Origin of the sequence: Streptomyces sp. NBC_01077, assembly GCF_045162855.1 — a bacterium.
Lineage (GTDB): Bacteria > Actinomycetota > Actinomycetes > Streptomycetales > Streptomycetaceae > Streptomyces.
The window spans coordinates 3,565,451-3,589,406 of sequence record NZ_CP108669.1 but is presented as its reverse complement, the minus strand read 5'-3'; the positions used below and the strand labels follow the sequence as shown (position 1 = coordinate 3,589,406).

The window sequence follows — 23,956 nt, the reverse complement described above, 5'->3', positions numbered from 1 at the left end:
GACACTGCGGTTACGGCCGCCGCGTCACGGGGCTTCCAGCCAGCCCTCGTACTCGGCGGCCAGGTCGTCGAGCGCCGTCGGGTCGAGCCGGCCGTGCGGGTCCTCGACCACCACCAGCCACTGCGCGTCCTCGGCGTCGTCCTCCCCGGCCAGGGAGTCCCGTACGAGCTGCGGTTCCTCGGCGACGCCGAAACGGTCGGGGAGTTCCCCGGCGACCTCCTCGGCGGCGTCGCGGTCGGGGAGTACCAGTACGTGTCGTTCGCTCACCCCGCCATTCTCGGGCATGGCCGTCGATGCGCGTTGCTGTCGGCCAGGCATCGCTGTCGGTGGGCGTCGCCGTCGGCGGGCATCACCGTCGATGGGCTTCGCTGTCGGTGGGCTCGCTGTCAGTGGCCCGTGGGATGCTGGATCGCGATGGCCACCAGAAAGACTTCCCCCGACGACCTCCTCGGCCCCGTGACGCTCGCCGTGGGACAGGAGGACCTGCTCCTCGACCGTGTCGTCCACGAGGTGGTGGCGGCCGCCCGCGCCGCCGACGCCGACACGGACGTGCGCGACCTCGCGCCCGAGCAGCTCCAGCCCGGCTCGCTGGCGGAGCTCACCAGCCCCTCGCTCTTCGCCGAGCGGAAGGTGCTGGTCGTGCGGAACGCCCATGATCTCTCCGCCGACACGATCAAGGACGTCAAGGCCTACCTCGACGACCCGATCGAGGACATCTCGCTCGTCCTCCTCCACGCGGGCGGCGCCAAGGGCAAGGGGCTGCTCGACGCGGCGCGCAAGGCGGGGGCGCGGGAGGTGGCCTGCCCGAAGACGACGAAGCCCGCGGAGCGGCTGACGTTCGTACGCCAGGAGTTCCGGACGCTGGGGCGTTCGGCCACGCCCGAGGCCTGCCAGGCGCTCGTCGACTCCATCGGCAGCGATCTGCGGGAGCTCGCCTCCGCGGTCGCGCAGCTCACGTCCGACGTGGACGGGACGATCGACGAGGCCGTCGTCGGGCGCTACTACACGGGCCGCGCCGAGGCCTCCTCCTTCAACATCGCGGACCGCGCGGTGGAGGGGCGTGCGGCGGAGGCCCTGGAGGCCCTGCGCTGGTCGCTCTCGACCGGGGTCGCGCCGGTGCTCGTCACGAGCGCGCTCGCGCAGGGCGTACGGGCGATCGGCAAACTGTCGTCGGCGCGGGGTGGGCGGCCGGCCGATCTCGCGCGGGAGCTGGGTATGCCGCCGTGGAAGATCGACCGCGTGCGGCAGCAGATGCGGGGCTGGACCCCCGACGGGGTGTCGTTCGCGCTGCGGGCCATCGCCGAGGCGGACGCGGGGGTGAAGGGCGGCGGGGACGACCCGGAGTACGCCCTGGAGAAGGCGGTGGTCGCGGTGGCTCGGGCGGCGAGGATGCGGCGGTAGCGCGGTCGGGGGTTGGGGTCGGGCGCCCTTTGTGAGGTGCGCTGGGGCCGGGGCCGGGGTTTTTGTGCGGTGCGGGTGGTTCGTGGCTGGTGCCGGAGCGGGTTCCCCCACCCCACCCCTTCCCGAAACCCTGCCGGGGGCGGGTGGGGGCTGAGGCGAGTTTTCCGGGGGCTGCGCCCCCGACCCCCTTGGGGCTGCGCCCCCGACCCCCTTGGGGCTGCGCCCCCGACCCCTTTGGGCTGCGTCCCCGCCTTGGAGCTGCGCCCCCGACCCCTTCGGGCTGCGCCCCACCCCCTCGTTGCGTCCGCGATACGCCGAAGGCCCCACCGCTCCTGGGGAAGGAGGTGGTGGGGCCTTCGGCGTTCAAGCTGGTGGGCTCGCACCCGCGTGGCGAACGCGTCCGCGTGCGAGTCCTGGGTGGCCGGGCGGGAGCGGGAGAGAGGGCCCGCTGGGTCCCGTACGGCCGATCACATCAGAGCTCAGCCCTGGAGAGCGGCAGCCTTGGTGGCCAGCGCCGACTTCTTGTTGGCGGCGGCGTTCTTGTGGATGACGCCCTTCGAGACAGCCTTGTCGAGCGCGCGGGAGGCGGCGCGAGTGGCCACGACGGCCTTCTCGACGTCACCCGCGGCGACGGCCTCGCGGGCCTTGCGGATCGCGGTCTTGAGCGAGGACTTGACGGCCTTGTTGCGCAGGCGCGCCTTCTCGTTCGTCTTGTTCCGCTTGATCTGGGACTTGATGTTCGCCACGAAAAGAGCCTTTACAGGTTCGATGTTCCTTCTGGATGCGTCTCGCAGGCTGAGAGGGCACACGAGACACAGCTGTCCACACTATCAGCCACCCTCGTGCCCGCCCAAACCGGGCGTCGGGCGTCAGGCATGGGACCATGGAGCCTACGTATCGATCCGACATCGCCCCGAGACGAGACCCTGCGTGCCCGCGACTCCTACCAACGTGCCCGAGCCGAGCCGTACCGACCCGGCTCTGATCCGCAACTTCTGCATCATCGCGCACATCGACCACGGCAAGTCCACGCTCGCCGACCGGATGCTCCAGCTGACCGGTGTGGTCGACCAGCGGCAGATGCGTGCCCAGTATCTCGACCGCATGGACATCGAGCGGGAGCGCGGCATCACGATCAAGTCCCAGGCGGTCCGGCTGCCGTGGGCGCCGACCGAGGGGCCGGCTCAGGGCGACACGCACATCCTGAACATGATCGACACCCCCGGGCACGTCGACTTCACGTACGAGGTCTCGCGTTCGCTCGCGGCCTGTGAGGGCACGGTCCTGCTGGTCGACGCGGCCCAGGGCATCGAGGCGCAGACGCTGGCCAACCTCTACCTGGCCATGGAGAACGACCTCACGATCGTTCCCGTGCTGAACAAGATCGACCTGCCCGCCGCCCAGCCGGAGAAGTTCTCCGAGGAGCTCGCCAACCTCATCGGCTGCCAGCCGGAGGACGTCCTCAAGGTCTCCGCGAAGACCGGCATGGGCGTCGAGGCGCTGCTCGACCGGGTGGTCCGGGACGTGCCGGCCCCGATCGGTGTCGCCGACGCCCCCGCCCGCGCGATGATCTTCGACTCCGTGTACGACTCGTACCGGGGTGTGGTGACGTACGTACGAGTGATCGACGGCCAGCTCAACAAGCGCGAGCGCATCAAGATGATGTCGACCGGCGCCACCCACGAGCTCCTGGAGATCGGTGTCTCCTCCCCGGAGATGACGCCGTCGGACGGTCTCGGCGTCGGCGAGGTGGGTTACCTCATCACCGGTGTGAAGGACGTCCGCCAGTCCAAGGTCGGTGACACGATCACCTCCCTGCACAAGGGCGCCACCGAGGCCCTCGGCGGTTACAAGGACCCGAAGCCGATGGTGTTCTCGGGCCTCTACCCGCTGGACGGCTCGGAGTACCCGGACCTCCGCGAGGCCCTCGACAAGCTGCAGCTCAACGACGCCGCGCTGGTCTACGAGCCGGAGACGTCCGCCGCCCTCGGCTTCGGCTTCCGCGTCGGCTTCCTCGGGCTCCTCCACCTCGACGTGATCCGTGAGCGGCTGGAGCGCGAGTTCGGGCTCGATCTCATCGCCACCGCCCCCAACGTGGTCTACCGCGTGGTCATGGAGGACGGCAGCGAGCACACGGTCACCAACCCGAGCGAGTTCCCCGAGGGCAAGATCGACGACGTGTACGAGCCCGTCGTACGCGCCACGATCCTCGCCCCCAGTGAGTTCATCGGCGCGATCATGGAGCTGTGCCAGACCCGCCGCGGCACCCTGATCGGCATGGACTACCTCTCCGAGGACCGGGTCGAGATCCGCTACACCCTGCCCCTCGCCGAGATCGTCTTCGACTTCTTCGACCAGCTGAAGTCCAAGACGCGCGGTTATGCCTCCCTCGACTACGAGCCCACCGGCGAGCAGGCCTCCAGCCTGGTCAAGGTCGACATCCTGCTGCACGGCGACAAGGTCGACGCGTTCTCCGCCGTCACCCACAAGGACGCCGCGTACGCCTACGGTGTGCGGCTGGTCGCCAAGCTGCGCGAGCTCATCCCGCGGCAGGCCTTCGAGGTGCCGATCCAGGCCGCGATCGGCTCCCGGGTCATCGCCCGGGAGACCATCCGCGCCATCCGCAAGGACGTCCTCGCCAAGTGCTACGGCGGTGACATCTCCCGTAAGCGGAAGCTGCTGGAGAAGCAGAAGGAAGGCAAGAAGCGCATGAAGATGGTCGGCTCGGTGGAGGTGCCGCAGGAGGCCTTCATCGCCGTCCTCTCCAGCGACGAGTCCTCCGGCAAGAAGAAGTAACCGGGACGAGCCGTACATCGCTGTCCAGGGGAAACGACGGGTCCACGTGCCGAGTGCGCGTGGGCCCGTTCGTTATGAAGCGACCTCCTGCAGCCCCTTACGCGCCGGTCCTCGGGCCTTTACTCTGAACCCGGCTCGAAGGTTACTCGCCAGTTAGTTACGAACCACCAGAAGGCACCGCCGCCGCCCGGAGGACGTCGTGAGCGACACACAGACCCAGATCGAGAATCGGCCGCCCTCCGTGGCGACCCTCTTCCTTGAGCGCGTCGAGCGGACTCCGGATGCGGAGGCCTACCGCTATCCGGTGCCCGCCGCCTCCGGCGCCGGCCCGGACGACTGGAAGTCGCTCAGCTGGGGGCAGGCCGCCGAGCGGGTCTACGCGATCGCCGCCGGCCTCGTCGACCTCGGCGTGCAGTCCGAGGAGCGGGTCGCCCTCGCATCCTCCACCCGGGTCGAGTGGATCCTCGCCGACCTCGGTGTGATGTGTGCGGGTGCCGCGACCACGACGATCTACCCGCAGACCAACGCCGAGGAGTCGGCGTTCATCCTCTCCGACTCCGAGTCCCGGGTCCTCATCGCCGAGGACGCGGCCCAGCTGGCCAAGGCCGTCGAGCGCCGCGCCGACCTGCCGCACCTCCGCCACGTGGTCGTCGTCGACGCCACGGGCGTGGAGAGCGACGGTGAGTTCGTCCTCTCCCTCGCCGAGCTGGAGGCGCGTGGCCGGGCCTACCTGGAGAAGCACCCCGAGGCCGTCAAGGAGCGGGTTGCGGCGATCACGTCCACGCAGCTCGCCACCCTCATCTACACCTCGGGCACCACGGGCCGCCCCAAGGGCGTCCGCCTTCCGCACGACAACTGGTCGTACATGGCCAAGGCCATCGCCGCCACCGGTCTCGTCACCCAGGCCGACGTCCAGTACCTGTGGCTGCCGCTCGCCCACGTCTTCGGCAAGGTCCTCACCTCCGGCCAGATCGAGGTCGGGCACGTCACCGCCGTCGACGGCCGCGTCGACAAGATCATCGAGAACCTGCCGGTCGTCCAGCCGACCTACATGGCGGCCGTGCCCCGCATCTTCGAGAAGGTCTACAACGGCGTCGCGGCCAAGGCCCGCGCCGCCGGCGGAGCCAAGTACAAGATCTTCCAGTGGGCGGCCGACGTCTCCCGCCAGTACGCCAAGGCGAGCCAGGACAACTTCCGCCGCACCGGGACCGCCTCCGCGCCCTTCGGCCTCACGGCCAAGCACAGGGTCGCCGACGTCCTCGTCTACAGCAAGATCCGTGAGGCCTTCGGCGGCAACCTGCGCGCGTGCATCTCCGGATCCGCCGCGCTCGCCCCCGAGATCGGCTACTTCTTCGCCGGCGCGGGCATCCACATCCTGGAGGGCTACGGACTCACCGAGACCTCCGCCGCCTCCTTCGTGAACCCGGGCGAGGCCTACCGCACCGGCACCGTCGGCAAGCCGCTCCCCGGCACCGAGGTCCGGATCGCCGACGACGGCGAGATCCTGCTGCGCGGCCCCGGCGTCATGGAGGGCTACCACGGCCTGCCGGAGAAGACGACCGAGGTCCTGGAGTCCGACGGCTGGTTCCACACCGGTGACATCGGCGAGCTGTCCGCCGACGGCTACCTGCGGATCACCGACCGGAAGAAGGACCTGATCAAGACGTCCGGCGGCAAGTACATCGCGCCGGCCGAGGTCGAGGGCCAGTTCAAGGCCGTCTGCCCGTTCGTCTCGAACGTCCTCGTCCACGGCGCCGACCGGAACTTCTGCACCGCGCTGATCGCCCTCGACGAGCCGACCCTCCTCGGCTGGGCCGCCGAGCACGACCTCGCCGGCAGGTCGTACGCCGAGGTCGTCGCCGACCCGAAGACCGTCGCGATGGTCCAGGGCTACATCGACCGCCTCAACGAGGGCCTCCAGCGCTGGCAGACGATCAAGAAGTTCCGCCTGCTGCCGCGCGACCTCGACATCGAGCACGGCGAGCTGACCCCGTCGCTGAAGCTGAAGCGGCCGGTGGTGGAGCGGGAGTACAAGGGCCTCATCGAGGAGATGTACGCGGGGTCGCGGGAGTCCTGACCTGCGCGGACTCCGGTTGTCCACAGGTAGACCGGTTACCTCGGGCAGTACGGGACAATGGGCTCATGCCTTCCGTACTGCCCGATGGTGAGTCCGTTCCCGACGACGGGGCGCTGCCCCCGCACGCCCTCGAAGGGGCGGGGGAGCGGCCGCTGGGGTTCTACCTGCACGTGCCGTACTGCGCGACGCGCTGCGGCTACTGCGACTTCAACACCTACACGGCCAGTGAGCTGCGGGGGACCGGTGGCGTGCTCGCCTCCCGGGACAACTACGCCGAGCAGGTCGTGGAGGAGATCCGGCTGGCCCGGAAGGTGCTCGGGGACGACCCGCGACCGGTGCGGACCGTGTTCGTCGGCGGGGGCACGCCGACGCTGCTCGCCGCCGGTGATCTCGTACGGATGCTGGGGGCCGTCCGGGACGAGTTCGGGCTCGCCGACGATGCCGAGGTGACGACCGAGGCCAATCCCGACTCCGTGAACCCGGCCTATCTGGCCGAGCTGAGGGCCGGTGGGTTCAACCGCATCTCCTTCGGCATGCAGAGCGCCAAGCAGCACGTCCTCAAGATCCTCGACCGGACCCATACCCCGGGGCGCCCCGAGGCGTGCGTCGGCGAGGCGCGGGCCGCCGGGTTCGAGCACATCAACCTGGACCTGATCTACGGCACCCCCGGCGAGTCCGACGACGACTGGCGGGCCTCCCTCGACGCGGCCATCGGCGCCGGGCCCGACCACGTCAGCGCCTACGCGCTGATCGTCGAGGAGGGGACCCAGCTGGCGCGGCGGATTCGGCGCGGCGAGGTCCCCATGACCGACGACGACGTCCACGCCGACCGGTACCTCATCGCTGACGCGGCCTTCGAGGAGGCGGGGTTCTCCTGGTACGAGGTGTCCAACTGGGCCACCTCCGAAGCCGGGCGCTGCCTCCACAACGAGCTGTACTGGCGCGGCGCGGACTGGTGGGGCGCGGGGCCCGGGGCGCACTCGCACGTGGGCGGTGTCCGGTGGTGGAACGTGAAGCATCCCGGTGCGTACGCGGCCGCGCTGGCCGGCGGGAAGTCGCCCGGCGCCGGGCGGGAGCTGCTGTCCGACGAGGACCGTCGGGTCGAGCGGGTCCTCCTCGAGCTGCGGCTCAAGGAGGGCGTCGAGCTGTCCCTCCTCAAGCCCGCCGGGCTCGCGGCGGCCGGCAAGGCCCTCGCCGACGGGCTCCTCGACCCCGGGCCGTACGAGGCCGGGCGTGCGGTACTGACCTTGCGGGGCCGGCTGCTCGCCGACGCGGTGGTGCGGGACCTGGTGGACTGAGGCCGGTCCGTCCTACGGGGACGTCACGAAGTCGATCAGTTCCTCCACCCGGCCCAGCAGCTCCGGTTCCAGGTCCTTGTACGACGTCACCCTCGAGAGGATGTGCTGCCAGGCCGCCCCCGTGTTCTCCGGCCAGCCCAGGGCCCGGCACACGCCGGTCTTCCAGTCCTGGCCGCGGGGGACCTGCGGCCAGGCCCGGATGCCCAGCGACGACGGCTTCACCGCTTCCCAGACGTCGATGTACGGGTGGCCCACGACGAGGACGTCCGGCGAGGTCACCTGGGCGGCGATTCTCGACTCCTTCGAGCCCGGGACCAGGTGGTCCACCAGGACGCCCAGGCGGGCGTCCTGGGCCGGGGCGAAGTCCGCGACGATCGACGGGAGGTCGTCGACGCCCTCCAGGTACTCGACGACCACGCCTTCGATGCGGAGGTCGTCGCCCCAGACGCGTTCCACCAACTCCGCGTCGTGGCGGCCCTCCACGTAGATCCGGCCCGCCCGCGCCACCCTCGCCCGTGCGCCCGGGACCGCCACCGAGCCCGACGCCGTGCGGGTCGGGCGGGTGGGGGCCGCGGACGGGCGGATCAGGGTCACCACCCGGCCCTCCAGGAGGAAACCGCGCGGGTCCAGCGGGAACACGCGGTGCTTGCCGAAGCGGTCCTCCAGCGTCACCGTGCCCGCCTCGCAGCGGATCACCGCCCCGCAGAAGCCCGTCGTGACCTCCTCGACGACGAGGTCACGGTCGGCCGGGACCTCGGGAACGGGCGCCGAGCGCTTCCAGGGGGGCGTCAGGTCCGGGTTGTAGCTGCGCATGGGCTCGATCCTGTCCAGGGCGCGGTGTCAGGGGGTGCTGCCGGGGGTCCGGGGGTCGCCCCCCGGGAGATGCAGTCAGGGGGGCGTCAGGTCCGGGTTGTAGCTGCGCATTCGGGCGACGTTATGCGACGGAGAAGCGCGTTGCCAGTTCCTCCCGCTGGAGTCGTACGAACGGGGCGTCCACCACCGCCCCGTGCCCCGGTACGTACATCGCGTCCTCGCCGCCGAGCCGCAGCAGCCGGTCGAGCGCGTCCGGCCAGCGGGAGGGGATCGCGTCCGGACCCGCCTGCGGTTCGCCCGACTCCTCGACCAGGTCGCCGCAGAAGACCACCTCCCGCTCGCCGGGTACCAGGAGCACCAGGTCGTGGCCCGTGTGGCCGGGGCCGACGTTCGCCAGGAGGACCTGCCGGCCGCCCAGGTCGAGCGTCCACTCGCCGGAGACCACATGGCGGGGGGCCACCAGGACGTCCACCGCCTCCGTCGCCGCCGTCTCGTCGAGCCCGTGCCGTACGGCGTCCGCGCGGAGTGCCTCCCGGTCCCGCACCCGGCCCAGCAGCTCGTCCGAGCCCACCGCGCCGAAGACCTCGGCGCCGGCGAAGGCCGCCGTGCCGAAAACGTGGTCGAAATGGGGGTGGCTCAGTGCGATGTGCGTCACTCTGCGGTCGCCCGTGAGGCCCGCGATCTGCGTCCGCAGCTCGGCGCCCTCCGCGAGCGAGGAGCCCGTGTCGTACAGCAGCACCGCCCGTTCACCCAGTACCAGTCCGACCGTGGCGTCCCACCGGGGCAGCCGTCGCCGGCCCACCCCGTCCGCGAGCCGCTCCCATCCGTACGCTTCCCAATCCACGTCCATGCGGCGACGCTAACCGGTGGAGGCGTCGCCACCTTGCCAGGAGCGACGCCCGCCGCCGTACACTGGCCGGGGGATCGCTGGCACTCGGACGGGGTGAGTGCCAAAAGCGGAGCAACCGGAACGACGACGACAGCTGGAGGTGCGCACGATGCTCAGCGAACGCAGACTCGAGGTCCTGCGCGCCATCGTCCAGGACTACGTCGGGACGGAGGAGCCCGTCGGCTCCAAGGCGCTCACCGAGCGCCACAAGCTCGGCGTCTCGCCCGCCACCGTGCGCAACGACATGGCCGTGCTGGAGGAGGAGGGCTTCATCGCCCAGCCCCACACCAGCGCCGGCCGCATCCCGACCGACAAGGGCTACCGCCTCTTCGTCGACCGGCTCGCCGGCGTCAAGCCGTTGTCGACGCCCGAGCGCCGGGCCATCCACAACTTCCTCGACGGCGCGGTGGACCTGGACGACGTCGTCGGCCGTACGGTCCGGCTGCTCGCCCAGCTGACCCGCCAGGTCGCCGTCGTCCAGTACCCCTCGCTGACCCGATCGACCGTCCGGCACGTGGAGCTGCTCTCGCTGGCCCCCGCCCGCCTGATGCTGGTGCTCATCACGGACACCGGCCGCGTCGAGCAGCGACTCATCGACTGCCCCGCGCCCTTCGGTGAGACCTCGCTCGCCGATCTGCGGGCCCGGCTCAACAGCCGGGTCGTCGGCCGCCGGTTCGCCGACGTGCCGCAGCTGGTGCAGGACCTCCCCGAGTCCTTCGAGGAGGTCGAGGACCGCGCCACGGTCTCGACCGTGCTCGCGACCCTCCTCGAAAGCCTCGTCGAGGAGCACGAGGAGCGGCTGATGATCGGCGGTACCGCCAATCTCACCCGCTTCGGACACGACTTTCCCCTGATGATCAGGCCCGTCCTTGAAGCTCTGGAGGAACAGGTCGTGCTCCTCAAGCTGCTCGGCGAGGCCAAGGAATCGGGCATGACCGTACGCATCGGGCACGAGAACGCCCACGAGGGGCTGAGCTCCACGTCCGTCGTCTCGGTCGGCTACGGTTCGGGCGGCGAAGCAGTCGCCAAACTCGGCGTGGTCGGACCGACCCGCATGGACTACCCCGGAACGATGGGAGCGGTACGCGCAGTGGCACGTTACGTCGGACAGATCCTGGCGGAGTCGTAAGTGGCCACGGACTACTACGCCGTACTCGGCGTGCGCCGCGACGCGTCCCAGGACGAGATCAAGAAGGCCTTCCGGAGGCTCGCGCGCGAGCTGCACCCGGATGTGAATCCCGATCCGAAGACGCAGGAACGCTTCAAGGAGATCAACGCCGCCTACGAGGTCCTCTCGGACCCGCAGAAGAAGCAGGTCTACGACCTGGGTGGCGACCCGCTCTCGGCCTCCGGCGGAGGCGGCGCGGGCGGCTTCGGGGCCGGTGGCTTCGGCAACTTCTCCGACATCATGGACGCCTTCTTCGGCACGGCATCGCAGCGCGGCCCGCGCTCGCGGACCCGCCGCGGCCAGGACGCCATGATCCGTCTGGAGATCGACCTCAACGAGGCGGCCTTCGGCACCACCAAGGACATCCAGGTCGACACGGCGGTCGTCTGTACGACCTGCTCGGGCGAGGGTGCCGCACCCGGCACCTCCGCGCAGACCTGTGACATGTGCCGCGGCCGTGGCGAGGTCTCACAGGTCACCCGGTCCTTCCTGGGCCAGGTCATGACCTCCCGCCCCTGCCCGCAGTGCCAGGGCTTCGGCACCGTCGTCCCGACCCCGTGCCCCGAGTGCGCGGGCGACGGCCGGGTCCGCTCCCGCCGCACCCTCACCGTCAAGATCCCGGCCGGTGTCGACAACGGCACCCGGATCCAGCTCGCGGGCGAGGGCGAGGTCGGCCCCGGCGGCGGCCCCGCCGGCGACCTGTACGTCGAGATCCACGAGACCCCGCACGAGACCTTCCAGCGGCGCGGCGACGACCTGCACTGCACGGTCACCCTCCCGATGACGGCGGCCGCGCTCGGTACCAAGGTGCAGCTGCAGACCCTCGACGGCCTCGAGGAGATCGACGTCCGTCCGGGCACCCAGTCCGGCCAGTCGATCCCGCTGCACGGCCGTGGCGTCACCCATCTGCGCGGCAACGGCCGGGGCGACCTGATCGTGCACGTCGAGGTGATGACGCCGGGCAAGCTCGACGCCGAGCAGGAGAGGCTCCTGCGCGAACTGGCCAAGCTGCGCGGCGAGGAACGGCCCACCGGGCAGTTCCAGCCGGGGCAGCAGGGGCTGTTCTCGCGGCTGAAGGATGCCTTCAACGGGCGGTAGGCAGCGCCGGTATCTGTTGTACGGAAAGGGCGGCACACGCATAGCGGCGTGTGCCGCCCTTTCCGTACCCGGCGTATTCCGCACCTGACGTACGAATTCGGTCGGGAAGCGGGGGCATGGGACGATGCCCGTATGTCCACCACCGCACTGAACGATCTCTCTCGGTTTCCGATCGTGCAGGCCCCCATGGCGGGTGGCGCCTCCTGTCCCGAGCTGGTCGGAGCCGTGTGCGCGGCCGGGGCGCTCGGCTTCCTGGCCGGCGGATACAAGACGGCCGGAGGCCTCTACCAGGAGATCAAGCAGGTGCGTGGGCTCACCGCACGCCCCTTCGGCGTCAACCTCTTCCTGCCGGAGTCCGGGCGGTCCGCCGACCCCGCCGCCGTCGAGGTCTACCGCCATCAGCTCGCGGGCGAGGCCGGCTGGTACGACACCCCGCTCGGCGAGACCGACGACTGCCGTGACGACGCGTACGACGCCAAACTGGCGATCCTCCTGGAGGACCCGGTCCGCGTCGTCTCCTTCACCTTCGGCTGCCCCGCGGGCGAGGTCCTCGCCTCCTTCGCGCGCGTGGGTACGTTCACGATCGTGACCGTCACCTCCGCCGAGGAGGCCCTCGCCGCCCAGCAGGCCGGAGCGAACGCCGTCTGCGTGCAGGGCGGCGAAGCGGGTGGACACCAGGGCACGTTCCGCGACGACCCCGCCGACGACGCCCCGGGCACCGGACTGCTCGCCCTCCTCACCCAGGTCCGCGAGAGCGTCGCCCTGCCGATCGTCGCCGCCGGCGGCATCATGCGCGGCGCGCAGATCGCCGCCGTGCTGGCCGCCGGTGCCGCCGCCGCCCAGCTCGGCACGGCCTTCCTCTGCTGCCCCGAGTCGGGCGCCCACCCGCTCCACAAGCGGGCCCTGACCGACCCGCTGTTCACCCGGACCGCCCTCACCCGGGCCTTCTCCGGGCGCCCGGCGCGTGGCCTCGTCAACCGCTTCATGCGCGAGCACGGGCCGTACGCCCCCTCCGCGTACCCCGAGATCCACCACCTCACCGCCCCGATCCGCAAGGCCGCCGCGACCGCGGGCGACGCACAGGGCATGGCCCTGTGGGCCGGTCAGGGCCACCGGCTCGCCCGCGAACTCCCCGCCGGGCAGCTGGTCGAGGTGCTGGCCGCCGAACTCGACACCGCTCTCTCCGAGCTGCCTCACAGGAGCGCCTCATGACCGCACCCGTCTTCGTCGTCGACGCCGTTCCCGGCCCCGGGAGCTTCCTCCTGGACGGCCCCGAGGGCCGGCACGCCGTCTCCGTGAGGCGGCTGCGGGAGGGCGAGGAGCTCGTCCTCGCCGACGGCCGGGGCCGGTGGGCCGCGTGCGTGGTGCTCGCCGCCGAGGGCAAGGACCAGCTCACCGTGCGCGTCGACGAGGTCCACGAGGACCCCGAGGAGGAGCCCCGGATCACGGTCGTCCAGGCGCTGCCCAAGGGCGACCGGGGCGAACTCGCCGTCGAGACCATGACGGAGACCGGGGTGGACGCCGTCGTGCCGTGGGCCGCCTCCCGCTGCATCACACAGTGGAAGGGCGACCGGGGCCTCAAGGCGCTCGCCAAGTGGCGGTCCACCGCGCGCGAGGCCGGCAAGCAGTCGCGCCGCTCCCGGTTCCCCGAGGTCGCGGACCTGATGACGACCAAGCAGGTCGCCGCGCTGCTCGCCGCCGCCGATTTCGCGGCCGTCCTGCACGAGGACCGCGACCACCCGAGCGGGGCGCTCGCCACCGCCGAACTCCCGGAGAAGGGCTCGATCGTGCTGGTCGTCGGCCCCGAGGGCGGTGTCTCCCCGGAGGAGCTCGCCGCGTTCGAGGCGGCCGGGGCGAAGCCGTACCGGCTCGGCCGGAGCGTGCTGCGGACCTCGACGGCGGGTACGGCGGCGACGGCGCTCGTCCTGGGGCGTACGGGGCGCTGGAGCTAGGGGGTGTTCTTGCCTGGGCCGCGGGAGACCGAACCCGGTGGGCAGCGGCCCCCGCGTGCTCCTTAGGCTGACCGCATGGCCGACGAGTCCCCTCTGATCCGCAGTCTGCGCGTCGCGGTCGCCGCCGCGCCCGACGACGTGCCCCTGCGCCTCCACTTCGCCGAGCTCCTCCTCGCGGAGGGGCGGAACGACGAGGCCGTCGCGGAGGCGGCCGTCGCCCTCCAGCACGCGCCGGGGGACGCCGGCGCCCGCGCGCTGATGGTCCGCGCGATGGGTCTGCCACCGGCCGGGAACCAGTCGCCCGCGTCTGCGCCGACCCCCGTCGAGAACGTGCCCGAGCCGCCCGCGTCCGCGCCGGCCCCCGTCGAGAGCGCCTCCGAGCCGCCCGCGGGCAAGGCCGCCGCCTTCGACTGGGACGCCGCCGAGCAGCAGGTCCAGGACCTCGTCGGGCCCCGTTTCCTGGAGGACCCGCAGGCCGCCGACGGTGAGGGCGCCGCCGGGGACGCCGCCGCCTGGGACATCGACGCCCCCGGCTCCGTACGTCTCGCCGACGTCGGTGGCATGGACGAGGTCAAGGACCGTCTGGAGGCCGCCTTCCTCGCCCCCATGCGCAACCCCGAACTGCGCAGGCTGTACGGCAAGTCGCTGCGCGGCGGCCTGCTCCTCTACGGGCCTCCCGGCTGCGGCAAGACCTTCATCGCACGGGCCGTCGCCGGCGAGCTGGGCGCGAACTTCCTCACCGTCTCGCTCTCCGACGTCCTCGACATGTGGATCGGGGCCTCCGAGAAGAACATCCACGACATCTTCGAGACCGCCCGCCGCCAGGCCCCCTGCGTCGTCTTCCTCGACGAGCTGGACGCCCTCGGCGCCAAGCGCTCCCGCACCCACCACAGCGGCCTGCGCAACGTCGTCAACCAGCTCCTCACCGAGCTGGACGGCATCGCCAGCGGCGCAGGCAACGAGGGCGTCTTCGTGCTCGCCGCCACCAACGTGCCCTGGGACGTGGACATCGCGCTGCGCCGCCCCGGCCGCCTCGACCGCACCCTCCTCGTACTGCCGCCGGACGCCACCGCGCGCGAGGCGATCCTCCGCTACCACCTGCGCGAGCGCCCCATCGAGGCCGTCGACCTCGGCAAGCTCGTCAAGGCCACCGAGGACTTCTCCGGCGCCGACCTCGCCCATGTCTGCGAGACGGCCGCCGAGGCCGCGCTCCTCGACTCCGCCCGCAGCGGCTCAATACGCCTCATCACCACCAAGGACCTGCTCGGCGCGGCCAAGCAGATCAAGCCGTCCACGGAGCCCTGGTTCGCCGCCGCCCGGAACGTCGCCATGTTCGCCAACGAGGGCGGTCTGTACGACGACCTCCTCGCCCACCTCAAGCGGAAGCGCAAGCTGTGACCACGCCGACCGCGCTCCTGCGCGCCGAGGCCCTGTACGACACGGGCCGGTACGCGCAGGCCGGCCGGCTCGTCGCCCAGCACCTGGCGACCGAACCGGAGGACGCCGAGGCGCTCGTCCTGCTCGCCCGCTGCCACCACCGCGCCGAGGACCACCAGGCCGCCCTGGACGCCGTGGACGGCGCACTGGCCGCCGAACCCGAGCTGCTCATGGCCTGGCTGATGCGCGTCCAGATCCTGCTCGGCCTGCGGCGGTTCCAGGACGCGGAGACCTCCGCCCGGTACGCCGTCCGGCTCGCTCCGCAGTACTGGGGCACCCACTACGCCCTCGGCACCGCCCTCGCCCAGTTCGCGGAGCACGCGCGTACCGTCGAGGCGTACGAGGCGGCGCGGGCCGCCGTCAGCCTCGCCCCCGAGGAGGACGCGGCCCACTTCCTGGTGGGGCTCACCGCCCAGCGCCGGGGCGACCACGCCACCGCGCAACGGGCCTACGAGGCCACCCTGCGGCTCAACCCGCAGAGCAGCGAGGCCCACAACAACCTGTCGCTGCTGCGGCTGCGGCGCCGCTGGTTCCGGCGTGGGGCCTGGACCCAGGCCGCCGAGGGCTTCGTCGCCTCCGCCGCGCTCGACCTCCAGGACCGCAAGGCCCGCTACAACCTGGAGGCCATGGCCTGGAACACCGTCGCCGGGGCCCGCTGGGTGGCCCTGCTCGGCTTCATCGCCTCGACGTTCGGCGCCGCCCCGGCCCGCGGCGGGGACACCGGAGCCGAGGCCGTCGTGCCGTTCGTGATCGGCGTGGCCGTGATCGTCGGCGCCTGGGGCGGCTGGGTGCTGTGGATGGGCCGCCGGGTGCCGCCCCGGCTGCGCCGTCCGATGCTCCTGGTGGCGCGCTCCTGCCGGCCGGTGATAGCGATGGCCACCGCCGTGGGGCTGCTCGGGCTCTACTCGGTGGTGTCGATGGCCCTGTGGTCCTTCGACGCCGGGGTGGTCGGCGGGCTTGGGACGCCGCTGTTCTGGGCCGTGATCATCACGTACTGGGTGAGCCGCTCGGCCCTGAACCGGCGCGCCCCCAAGGACTGAGCCGGGACGGGGTGACGTCGGGGGGCGGCGGATAGCATGCGCGTGTAGTGACCGACGAGGCGAGGAGACCCGGGCCATGGCCGGAGAGCCGCAGAGCGACTGCCTGTTCTGCAAGATCGTGGCGGGGGAAGTGCCCGCGACGATCGTGCGCGAGACGGAGACGACGCTCGCGTTCCGCGACATCAACCCGCAGGCGCCCACCCACGTTCTCGTCATCCCGCGGCTCCACTACCCGGACGCCGCCTCCCTCGCCGCCGCCGCGCCGACCGTCGCCGCCGACATACTGCGTGAGGCCGGAGAGATCGCCGCGCAGGAGAAGGTCGACGGTACGGGCTTCCGGACCGTCTTCAACACCGGCGCCGGCGCGGGCCAGACCGTTTTCCACGCCCACGCGCACGTGCTGGGCGGCCGCGGTCTCAACTGGCCGCCCGGATAGCCCGTGTCCGTACGAGAACTCGTCGTGCTCGGGACCGCCAGCCAGGTCCCCACCAGGCACCGCAACCACAACGGCTATCTGCTGCGCTGGGACGGACAGGGCATCCTCTTCGACCCCGGTGAGGGCACGCAGCGCCAGATGCTGCGGGCCGGGGTCGCCGCGCACGACATCGACCGGATCTGCGTGACGCACTTCCACGGCGACCACTCGCTCGGCCTGGCCGGGGTGATCCAGCGGATCAACCTCGATCAGGTCCCGCACCCGGTCACCGCGCACTACCCGGCGAGCGGGCAGCACTTCTTCGAGCGGCTGCGGTACGCCACGGCCTACCGCGAGACCGTGAAGCTGGCGGAGGCCCCGGTGGCCGCCGACGGGCCGCTCGCCGTCACCGAGGCGTACACCCTCGACGCGTGCAGGCTCTCGCACCCCGTCGAGTCGTACGGCTACCGGCTCACCGAGCCCGACGGGCGCCGCATCCTGCCCGAGCGGCTCGCCGCGCACGGCATCGAGGGCCCCGACGTCGGCCGCCTCCAGCGCGAGGGCGTGCTGAACGGGGTGACGGTGGAGGACGTCAGCGAGGTCCGGCGCGGGCAGCGCTTCGCCTTCGTCATGGACACCCGGCTCTGCGACGGCGTGCACGCGCTCGCCGAGGGCGCCGACATGCTCGTCATCGAGTCGACCTTCCTCGACGAGGACGTCCGCCTCGCCACCGACCACGGCCATCTGACGGCCGGCCAGGCCGCCGCCGTCGCCCGGGACGCGGGCGTCCGGCATCTCGTCCTGACCCACTTCTCGCAGCGCTACTCCGACCCGGCCGAGTTCGAACGGCAGGCGCGGGCGGTCGGTTTCGACGGCGAACTGAGCATTGCCCAGGACCTCATGCGGGTCCCCGTACCGAAGAGATAGACCCGGAAACACCATGCCCCTTCCCAAGGCCGAACTGCACCTGCACATCGAAGGCACCCTCGAACCCGAGCTGGCCTTCGCGCTCGCCGCGCGCAACGGCGTCACCCTGCCGTACGCGGACACCGCCGCCCTGCGCGAGGCCTACCGTTTCAGCGACCTCCAGTCCTTCCTGGACCTCTACTACGGCCTGATGGCGGTCCTGCGCACCGCCGAGGACTTCACCGAGCTCACCGACGCCTATCTGGAGCGGGCCGCCGCCCAGGGGGTCCGGCACGCCGAGATCTTCTTCGACCCGCAGGCGCACACCGCCCGCGGCGTCCCCATCGGCACCGTGATCGAGGGCATCAGCGCCTCCCTCGAACGCTCCGAGGAGCGGTACGGGATCTCCACCCGGCTCATCATGTGCTTCCTGCGCGACGAGTCGGCGGAGTCGGCGCTCGCGACGCTCGACGCCGCCAAGCCCTATCTGGACCGGATCACCGGCGTCGGCCTGGACTCGGCGGAGGTCGGGCATCCGCCGGCCAAATTCCGGGAGGTGTACGAGGCAGCCGGGGCACTCGGTCTGCGTCGCGTCGCCCACGCGGGCGAGGAGGGGCCCGCCGCGTACATCCGCGAGGCGCTCGACGTGCTCGGCGTGGAGCGGATCGACCACGGACTGCGCTGCATGGAGGACCCGGAGCTCGTCGAGCGGCTCGTGCGGGAACGTGTGCCGCTCACGCTGTGTCCGCTGTCGAACGTCCGGCTGCGCGCGATCGACGTGCTCGGTGACCATCCGCTGCGGGCGATGATGGCGGCGGGGCTGGTGGTCACCGTGAACTCCGATGATCCGGCGTACTTCGGGGGGTACGTGGGGGACAACTTCGACGGGGTGCGGGATGCGCTCGGGCTGACGTCGGAGCAGCTTCGGGAGTTGGCGCGGAACTCGTTCGAGGCGTCGTTCCTGGAGGACGACGAGGCTCGTCGGGCGCGGTACCTCGCCGAGGTCGGGGCGTACGAGTTCGGCGGGGCGTAGAAGGGGCGGCGGGAGTGGGGGTGGGGGCGCCTGCGGCGGGCCTCCTCCCCACCCCGCCCCTTCCCGGAACTGGGGGCAAGCCCCAGACCCCGTACGGCCTGCGGCCGTGTCCTCGAACACCGGACGGGCTGAATCTTCAGCCCCGGTCGCTCGGCCTCGCCAGCCGGAACGCCGACTTCGCCAGGCGGCGGCGGCCCGCAGGCGCCGGGATCGGGGCGATCTCCTGCTCCGGAGCGCCCATCTGAGGGACCGTCGGCGGTGTCGCCGCCGCCGTGCCCGCCAGGACCGCGCCCGCCGCGCCGCCCCTGCGCCGCACCGACCCCGGGACCAGCGGCCGGCCCGAGACATGGCGGGCCACGGCCGTCATCGGGATCGCGACCAGCAGAAGCAGGACGCACAGGGTCATGCCCATTCCCGGGTAGCCGGCCCCCTCCGACAGCAGGCTGCCGGCCAGCGGTCCGCACGCCACGCCCAGTGAGGACGCCGAGCCGACCAGGACCGCCCAGCGGCCGCGCGGGTCGAGTGAGGCGGCGAGGCCCAGGAGGTAGGACAGGACCACGGGGTAGACGGCGTTCCACAGGATCTCGCCGGTCGCGAACGAGGCCAGGTTCCCGGCCGCCGAGCTGAGCAGCACGCAGCCCGCGATGAGGACGGTGCCCATGCCGATCGGCACCGCCCGGCCCAGCCGGGAGCCCAGTGCACCGGCCGCCGTGACTCCCAGGAGCCCCGCGCCGAGCGCCGCCGCGAACACTGCGCCGACGGTGACCTCGGAGAGGCCGGCCTGCGTCAGGCCGATGCGGCCGCTCACGCCCCACAGAGCGTTCTGGGAGAGGGACCAGAAGAGGATGCCGCCCGCGAGGACGGCTCCCGCCCGGCGGTAGGGGAGCGGGCCGGTCGGTGCCGCCTCCCGGGGCTCACGGATCGAGCCCGGCAGTCGGGCCGTCAGCGGCCACACCAGGGCCGCCGCGCAGGCGATCGCGAACAGCGGCGGCGCATGGCCGCCGGACAGGTGCGGGAGGGTCAGGTAGAGCCCGCCCGCCGTGGCCGAGACCGAGAGCAGGCCGAGTGTCGCGGCCCGGTGCGGGTCCGGCCGGCCGGCGATCCCGGCCGCGGCCACCGCCGTCGCCGTACCCGAGCCGAGGCCGCCGAGGACGGCGCCGGCGACGACCAGGGGCACGATGCCCGTCGCGGCGGCGGAGCCGTATCCGACCGCCATCGCGAGCAGGCCCGCACGGGCCGCCCGGCGGGGGCCGATCCGTTCCCCGTGCGCGGCGAGCGTGAAGCCCGCGCAGGAGGAGCCGAGGAGCAGGACGGAGCCGACGAGGCCCGCCTGTGCGGGGGTGAGGCCGAGCCCGGCGGAGAGCCGGCCGACGACCGTCGGCAGCAGGTACGGGGCGAGGTAACCGGCGGTGAAGAGGGTGACGAGGGCGACGAGGGCCCCCGGGACGCGCGGGCGCGACGACATGGGCGTTCCAGGAACTGAACAGGGAAATGAGATGGCGCCCGGTGAGCCACGGGGTCGCGGCACCATGTGTATCAAGCATCCGAGTGAGCGGAGAAGGCAGTATCCCCCGATTCAGCACGTGATACGGGTCACAATGGGTTTGGGGGCGGGTGGACTGGGTATCGCGCGAAGACCGTGTTGCGTCACCCCCGTCTCCCGAGCCCCATCGGGCACACTGTCCAGATCGGCACCGCGGTGCCGATCCACGCACCACGACCGGGGAGTCCGCCGTGACCACAGCAAGGGGAGACCACTCGCAACAGGACGCCGGGGTCGACCCGTTGGTGTGCCTGCGCGAGCCCACCGACCCCGCCTGCGACGTCTTCCTGACCGGCACGGTCTTCCTCGACATCATCTTCACCGGCCTCGACTCCGCCCCCGTCCGCGGCACCGAGTCCTGGGCCCGCGGCATGGGCTCCAGCCCCGGCGGCGTCGCCAACATGGCCACCGCCCTCGCCCGGCTGGGGCTCCGGACCTCCCTCGCCGCCGCATTCGGGGACGACCACTACGGCGAGTACTGCTGGGACGCGCTCGAACAGGGCGAGGGGATCGATCTGTCGCTCTCCCGGACCGTCCCCGGCTGGCACTCCCCGGTCACGGTCTCCATGGCCTACGAGGGCGAGCGCACGATGGTCTCCCACGGCCACGAGGCCCCGCCGTTCGACGGCGCCCTGCCCGCCTACCCGCCGCACGCGCGCGCGGCCGTCGCCTCCCTCGTCCCCGGCCGCGGCGAGGACTGGGTCGCCCGGGCCGCCCGCGGCGGCGCCAAGGTCTTCGCCGACGTCGGCTGGGACGACACCGGCCGCTGGGACCTGGCGGGCCTCACCGACCTCGCGCACTGCGAGGCCTTCCTGCCCAACGCCGCCGAGGCGATGCGCTACACCCGCACCGACTGCCCCCGGGCCGCCGCCCGAGCCCTCGCCGACAAGGTCCGCTACGCCGTGGTCACCCTCGGTTCCGAAGGCGCCTACGCCGTCGACGGCGCCACCGGCGAGACCGCCGAGGTCCCCGCCATCCAGGTCTCCGCCCTCGACCCGACCGGCGCCGGGGACGTCTTCGTCGCCGGGTTCGTCACCGGCACCCTCGCCGACTGGCCGCTCGCCGACCGCCTCGCCTTCGCCGGCCTCACCGCCGCCCTCTCCGTCCAGGAGTTCGGCGGCTCCCTGTCCGCCCCCACCTGGGGCGAGATCGCCGCCTGGTGGCAGCACGTCCAGGGGCACGCCAGCCAGGACCCCGAGGCCCTGCGCGGCCGCTACGCCTTCCTGGAGCGGCTCCTGCCGGCCCCCGCCCGCCCCTGGCCGCTGCGCCGGGCGGTGCCCACGATCGGCTTCCGCGCGGCCCCCGCCTGACGGCCCCGCGTAAACCGCTACGGGCTTGTCGGCGCCAAGTCGTAGGCTTGGTGATCCAGAGGTTGTCGAGCAGCGAGAACCCCTGCACGGGAGGTATGTGCAGGCCCTAGTGCCGGCCCATGACGCAGACACCCACAGCCCACGACGGTGCTCCCCAGGACGGGACGCCCGGACAGGCCCGCGCCCATTTCGTCGTCCCCGCCAAGCACCCCATGGTGACCCTGCTCGGCTCCGGTGACGCGCTGCTCCGCGTGATCGAGCGGTCGTTCCCGCGGGCGGACATCCACGTCCGGGGCAACCAGGTCAGCGCGGTCGGCGACGCGGCGGAAGTCGCTCTGATCCAGCGCCTGTTCGACGAGATGATGCTGGTGCTCCGCACCGGTCAGCCCATGACGGAGGACGCGGTGGAACGCTCGATCGCCATGCTCAGGGCGAGCGAGAACGGTTCGGAGGGCGGCGAGGAGACCCCCGCCGAGGTGCTCACGCAGAACATCCTCTCCAATCGCGGTCGCACGATCCGTCCCAAGACCCTCAACCAGAAGCGGTACGTCGACGCGATCGACAAGCACACGATCGTCTTCGGCATCGGTCCGGCCGGTACGGGAAAGACCTACCTGGCCATGGCCAAGGCGGTCCAGGCCCTGCAGTCCAAGCAGGTCACCCGGATCATCCTGACCCGCCCGGCCGTCGAGGCCGGCGAGCGCCTCGGCTTCCTGCCCGGCACGCTCTACGAGAAGATCGACCCCTACCTGCGCCCGCTCTACGACGCGCTGCACGACATGCTCGACCCGGACTCGATCCCCAAGCTGATGGCCGCGGGCACGATCGAGGTGGCGCCCCTGGCCTATATGCGTGGCCGTAGCCAGCCTGTCTTCACGAACGTCCTGACGCCGGACGGCTGGCGCCCCATCGGCGACCTGGAGGTCGGTGACCTCGTCATCGGCTCCAACGGCGAGCCGACTCCCGTCCTCGGCGTCTATCCGCAGGGCGAGCGGGACGTCTACCGGGTCTCAGCCCAGGACGGCTCCTGGACCCTGTGCTGCGGCGAGCACCTGTGGACGGTCCGCACGGCCTCCGACAAGCGACGCGACAAGCCGTGGCGGGTCCTGGAGACCCAGGAGATGATCGGCAACCTGCGGGCCGCGCACGCCCGCAGGTACGAGCTGCCGCTGCTCACCGCCCCCGTGGCCCTGCCCGAGCGTGATGTTCCCATGGACCCCTACGCGCTGGGTCTGCTCCTTGGAGACGGGTGCCTGACCGGCTCCACCACACCCTCGTTCTCCGGCGAGGACGGCGAGCTTGCCGAGGCGCTCGAAGCGGCCCTGCCCGGGGTTGTGGTCCGGGCGAAGAGCGGTCCGGACCACGTCCTGAACCGCGTGAAGGCCCCCGGCGACGTCGTCACGCTGGAGAATCCCGTCACGGGGATGCTCCGGCAGCTCGACCTTCTCGCCACCCGGTCCCACTCGAAGTTCGTTCCGGACGACTACCTGTACAACTCGGCCGAAGTCCGGCTCGCACTCCTCCAGGGGCTTCTGGACTCCGACGGCGGCCCGGTCACCCAGGCCGACCGCACCTGCCGGATCCAGTACTCGACCGCCTCGATCGTGCTCCGCGACGACGTGATCGCGCTGGTCCAGTCGCTCGGAGGTGTCGCCTACACCCGGCGTCGTCCGGCAGAGGGGCGTCCCCAGGGCACAGCGCTGGGCAAGCACCGTTACGACGCCCACATCGTCGACATCCGTCTGCCGGAGGGCATCGAGCCCTTCCGGCTCGCCCGCAAGCGCGACGCGTACCACGCAGCGGGCGGCGGTGGCCGGCCGATGCGGTTCATCGACTCCATCGAGCCCGCCGGGCGCGAGGAGACGGTCTGCATCCAGGTCGCGGCCGAAGACTCGCTGTACGTCACACAGGACTACCTGCTGACGCACAACACGCTCAACGACGCGTTCATCATCCTGGACGAGGCGCAGAACACGAACCCCGAGCAGATGAAGATGTTCCTCACCCGCCTGGGCTTCGACTCGAAGATCGTCATCACCGGTGACGTCACCCAGGTCGACCTGCCGAACGGGACGAAGAGCGGTCTGCGACAGGTCCGCGACATCCTGGAAGGCGTCCAGGACGTCCACTTCTCGACGCTCACGTCGCAGGATGTCGTCCGGCACAAGCTCGTCGGCCGTATCGTCGACGCGTACGAGCAGTACGACCTCCGCAACGACAGCCGCGACGACAGCCGCGGTGAGCATCGGCGCGGCCGTAACGGGAAGTAGAACGCAGAACACATGTCGATCGACGTCAACAACGAGTCCGGTACCGAGGTCGACGAGCAGGCGATCCTCGACATCGCCCGCTACGCGCTCGCGCGCATGCGCATCCACCCGCTCTCCGAGCTCTCGGTGATCGTCGTGGACGCGGAGGCGATGGAGCAGCTCCACATCCAGTGGATGGATCTGCCGGGTCCGACGGACGTCATGTCCTTCCCGATGGACGAACTGCGCCCGCCGACGAAGGACGACGAGGAGCCCCCGCAGGGGCTCCTCGGCGACATCGTGCTCTGCCCCGAGGTCGCCACCCAGCAGGGCAAGGACGCGCCGACGGAGCACTCCATGGACGAGGAGCTCCAGCTGCTCACCGTCCACGGTGTGCTCCACCTCCTCGGGTACGACCACGAGGAGCCCGACGAGAAGGCCGAGATGTTCGGCCTCCAGGCGGCGATCGTCGACGGCTGGCGTGAGGAGAAGGGCCTGACCGGCCCCTCTCCGGCGCCCACCGTTTCCTGA

The 23,956-nt window shown here is 71.7% G+C and carries 21 protein-coding genes; 16 read left to right on the top strand and 5 right to left on the bottom strand.

The genetic code is table 11. The annotated features are described in order from the left end of the window. Positions 1-24: 24 nt before the first annotated feature. A complete protein-coding gene (locus OG462_RS16070; protein WP_406058156.1) occupies positions 25-285 on the bottom strand; it encodes a hypothetical protein in 261 nt (86 codons plus the stop codon). A gap of 129 nt (positions 286-414) precedes the next feature. Between OG462_RS16070 and holA the strand changes: the two genes are divergently transcribed. Continuing rightward, a complete protein-coding gene (holA, locus tag OG462_RS16065) occupies positions 415-1,401 on the top strand; it encodes a DNA polymerase III subunit delta (RefSeq protein WP_406058154.1) in 987 nt (328 codons plus the stop codon). 479 nt (positions 1,402-1,880) lie between these two features. On the opposite strand, the gene rpsT is transcribed toward holA, so the two are convergent. Next, a complete protein-coding gene (gene rpsT, locus OG462_RS16060; protein ID WP_030217470.1) occupies positions 1,881-2,147 on the bottom strand; it encodes a 30S ribosomal protein S20 in 267 nt (88 codons plus the stop codon). 184 nt (positions 2,148-2,331) lie between these two features. On the opposite strand from rpsT, the gene lepA reads away from it, so the two are divergent. From lepA to hemW, 3 genes are all read left to right on the top strand, one after another. Then, entirely contained in the window at positions 2,332-4,197 is a 1,866-nt protein-coding gene (lepA, locus tag OG462_RS16055; RefSeq protein ID WP_406058152.1) for a translation elongation factor 4, read from the top strand. A 199-nt stretch (positions 4,198-4,396) separates the two neighbouring features. Beyond that, positions 4,397-6,274, top strand: coding sequence for an AMP-dependent synthetase/ligase (locus tag OG462_RS16050; RefSeq protein ID WP_406058151.1), 1,878 nt, complete (start codon positions 4,397-4,399; stop codon positions 6,272-6,274). A gap of 65 nt (positions 6,275-6,339) precedes the next feature. Then, on the top strand, positions 6,340-7,572 hold the full coding sequence (hemW, locus tag OG462_RS16045) for a radical SAM family heme chaperone HemW (protein WP_406058149.1): 1,233 nt from the start codon (positions 6,340-6,342) through the stop codon (positions 7,570-7,572). 12 nt (positions 7,573-7,584) lie between these two features. Here hemW and OG462_RS16040 read toward each other — a convergent pair whose 3' ends face one another. Together OG462_RS16040 and OG462_RS16035 are read right to left on the bottom strand one after the other, a co-directional pair. After that, entirely contained in the window at positions 7,585-8,385 is an 801-nt protein-coding gene (locus tag OG462_RS16040) for a DUF3097 domain-containing protein (RefSeq protein WP_406058147.1), read from the bottom strand. A gap of 121 nt (positions 8,386-8,506) precedes the next feature. Continuing rightward, positions 8,507-9,235, bottom strand: a complete 729-nt coding sequence (locus OG462_RS16035) for an MBL fold metallo-hydrolase (protein WP_406058145.1) — start codon at positions 9,233-9,235, stop codon at positions 8,507-8,509. A 148-nt stretch (positions 9,236-9,383) separates the two neighbouring features. On the opposite strand from OG462_RS16035, the gene hrcA reads away from it, so the two are divergent. From hrcA to OG462_RS15990, 9 genes are all read left to right on the top strand, one after another. Next, entirely contained in the window at positions 9,384-10,403 is a 1,020-nt protein-coding gene (gene hrcA / locus OG462_RS16030; RefSeq protein ID WP_266891771.1) for a heat-inducible transcriptional repressor HrcA, read from the top strand. Then, on the top strand, positions 10,404-11,540 hold the full coding sequence (gene dnaJ, locus OG462_RS16025) for a molecular chaperone DnaJ (protein ID WP_406058143.1): 1,137 nt from the start codon (positions 10,404-10,406) through the stop codon (positions 11,538-11,540). It begins immediately after the preceding gene. A 132-nt stretch (positions 11,541-11,672) separates the two neighbouring features. Continuing rightward, complete coding sequence (locus OG462_RS16020) at positions 11,673-12,752, top strand: nitronate monooxygenase (RefSeq protein WP_406058141.1); 1,080 nt, start codon at positions 11,673-11,675, stop codon at positions 12,750-12,752. Next, positions 12,749-13,492, top strand: a complete 744-nt coding sequence (locus OG462_RS16015) for a 16S rRNA (uracil(1498)-N(3))-methyltransferase (RefSeq protein WP_406058139.1) — start codon at positions 12,749-12,751, stop codon at positions 13,490-13,492. Before OG462_RS16020 ends, OG462_RS16015 begins: the two co-directional genes overlap by 4 nt. Positions 13,493-13,567: 75 nt before the next feature. Then, the gene (locus tag OG462_RS16010; RefSeq protein ID WP_406058137.1) at positions 13,568-14,890 is read left to right on the top strand and encodes an ATP-binding protein; all 1,323 of its coding nucleotides are present in this window, start codon (positions 13,568-13,570) and stop codon (positions 14,888-14,890) included. Next, complete coding sequence (locus tag OG462_RS16005; protein ID WP_406058135.1) at positions 14,887-15,969, top strand: tetratricopeptide repeat protein; 1,083 nt, start codon at positions 14,887-14,889, stop codon at positions 15,967-15,969. Before OG462_RS16010 ends, OG462_RS16005 begins: the two co-directional genes overlap by 4 nt. Before the next feature lie 76 nt (positions 15,970-16,045). Next, positions 16,046-16,405 carry a histidine triad nucleotide-binding protein gene (locus OG462_RS16000; protein ID WP_406058133.1) on the top strand — a complete coding sequence of 120 codons (360 nt, stop codon included), beginning with the start codon at positions 16,046-16,048 and terminating at the stop codon, positions 16,403-16,405. A gap of 3 nt (positions 16,406-16,408) precedes the next feature. Continuing rightward, positions 16,409-17,311, top strand: a complete 903-nt coding sequence (locus OG462_RS15995; RefSeq protein ID WP_406058131.1) for a ribonuclease Z — start codon at positions 16,409-16,411, stop codon at positions 17,309-17,311. Positions 17,312-17,324: 13 nt separating this feature from the next. Further along, complete coding sequence (locus OG462_RS15990) at positions 17,325-18,323, top strand: adenosine deaminase (RefSeq protein WP_406058130.1); 999 nt, start codon at positions 17,325-17,327, stop codon at positions 18,321-18,323. 136 nt (positions 18,324-18,459) lie between these two features. On the opposite strand, the gene OG462_RS15985 is transcribed toward OG462_RS15990, so the two are convergent. Beyond that, positions 18,460-19,788, bottom strand: a complete 1,329-nt coding sequence (locus OG462_RS15985; RefSeq protein WP_406058128.1) for an MFS transporter — start codon at positions 19,786-19,788, stop codon at positions 18,460-18,462. A gap of 269 nt (positions 19,789-20,057) precedes the next feature. On the opposite strand from OG462_RS15985, the gene OG462_RS15980 reads away from it, so the two are divergent. From OG462_RS15980 to ybeY, 3 genes are all read left to right on the top strand, one after another. Continuing rightward, complete coding sequence (locus OG462_RS15980) at positions 20,058-21,176, top strand: carbohydrate kinase family protein (RefSeq protein WP_406058127.1); 1,119 nt, start codon at positions 20,058-20,060, stop codon at positions 21,174-21,176. A gap of 119 nt (positions 21,177-21,295) precedes the next feature. Then, the gene (locus tag OG462_RS15975; RefSeq protein ID WP_406058125.1) at positions 21,296-23,446 is read left to right on the top strand and encodes a PhoH family protein; all 2,151 of its coding nucleotides are present in this window, start codon (positions 21,296-21,298) and stop codon (positions 23,444-23,446) included. A 12-nt stretch (positions 23,447-23,458) separates the two neighbouring features. Beyond that, positions 23,459-23,956 (top strand): rRNA maturation RNase YbeY, encoded by a 498-nt coding sequence (ybeY, locus tag OG462_RS15970; protein WP_406058124.1) that lies wholly within the window; start codon positions 23,459-23,461, stop codon positions 23,954-23,956.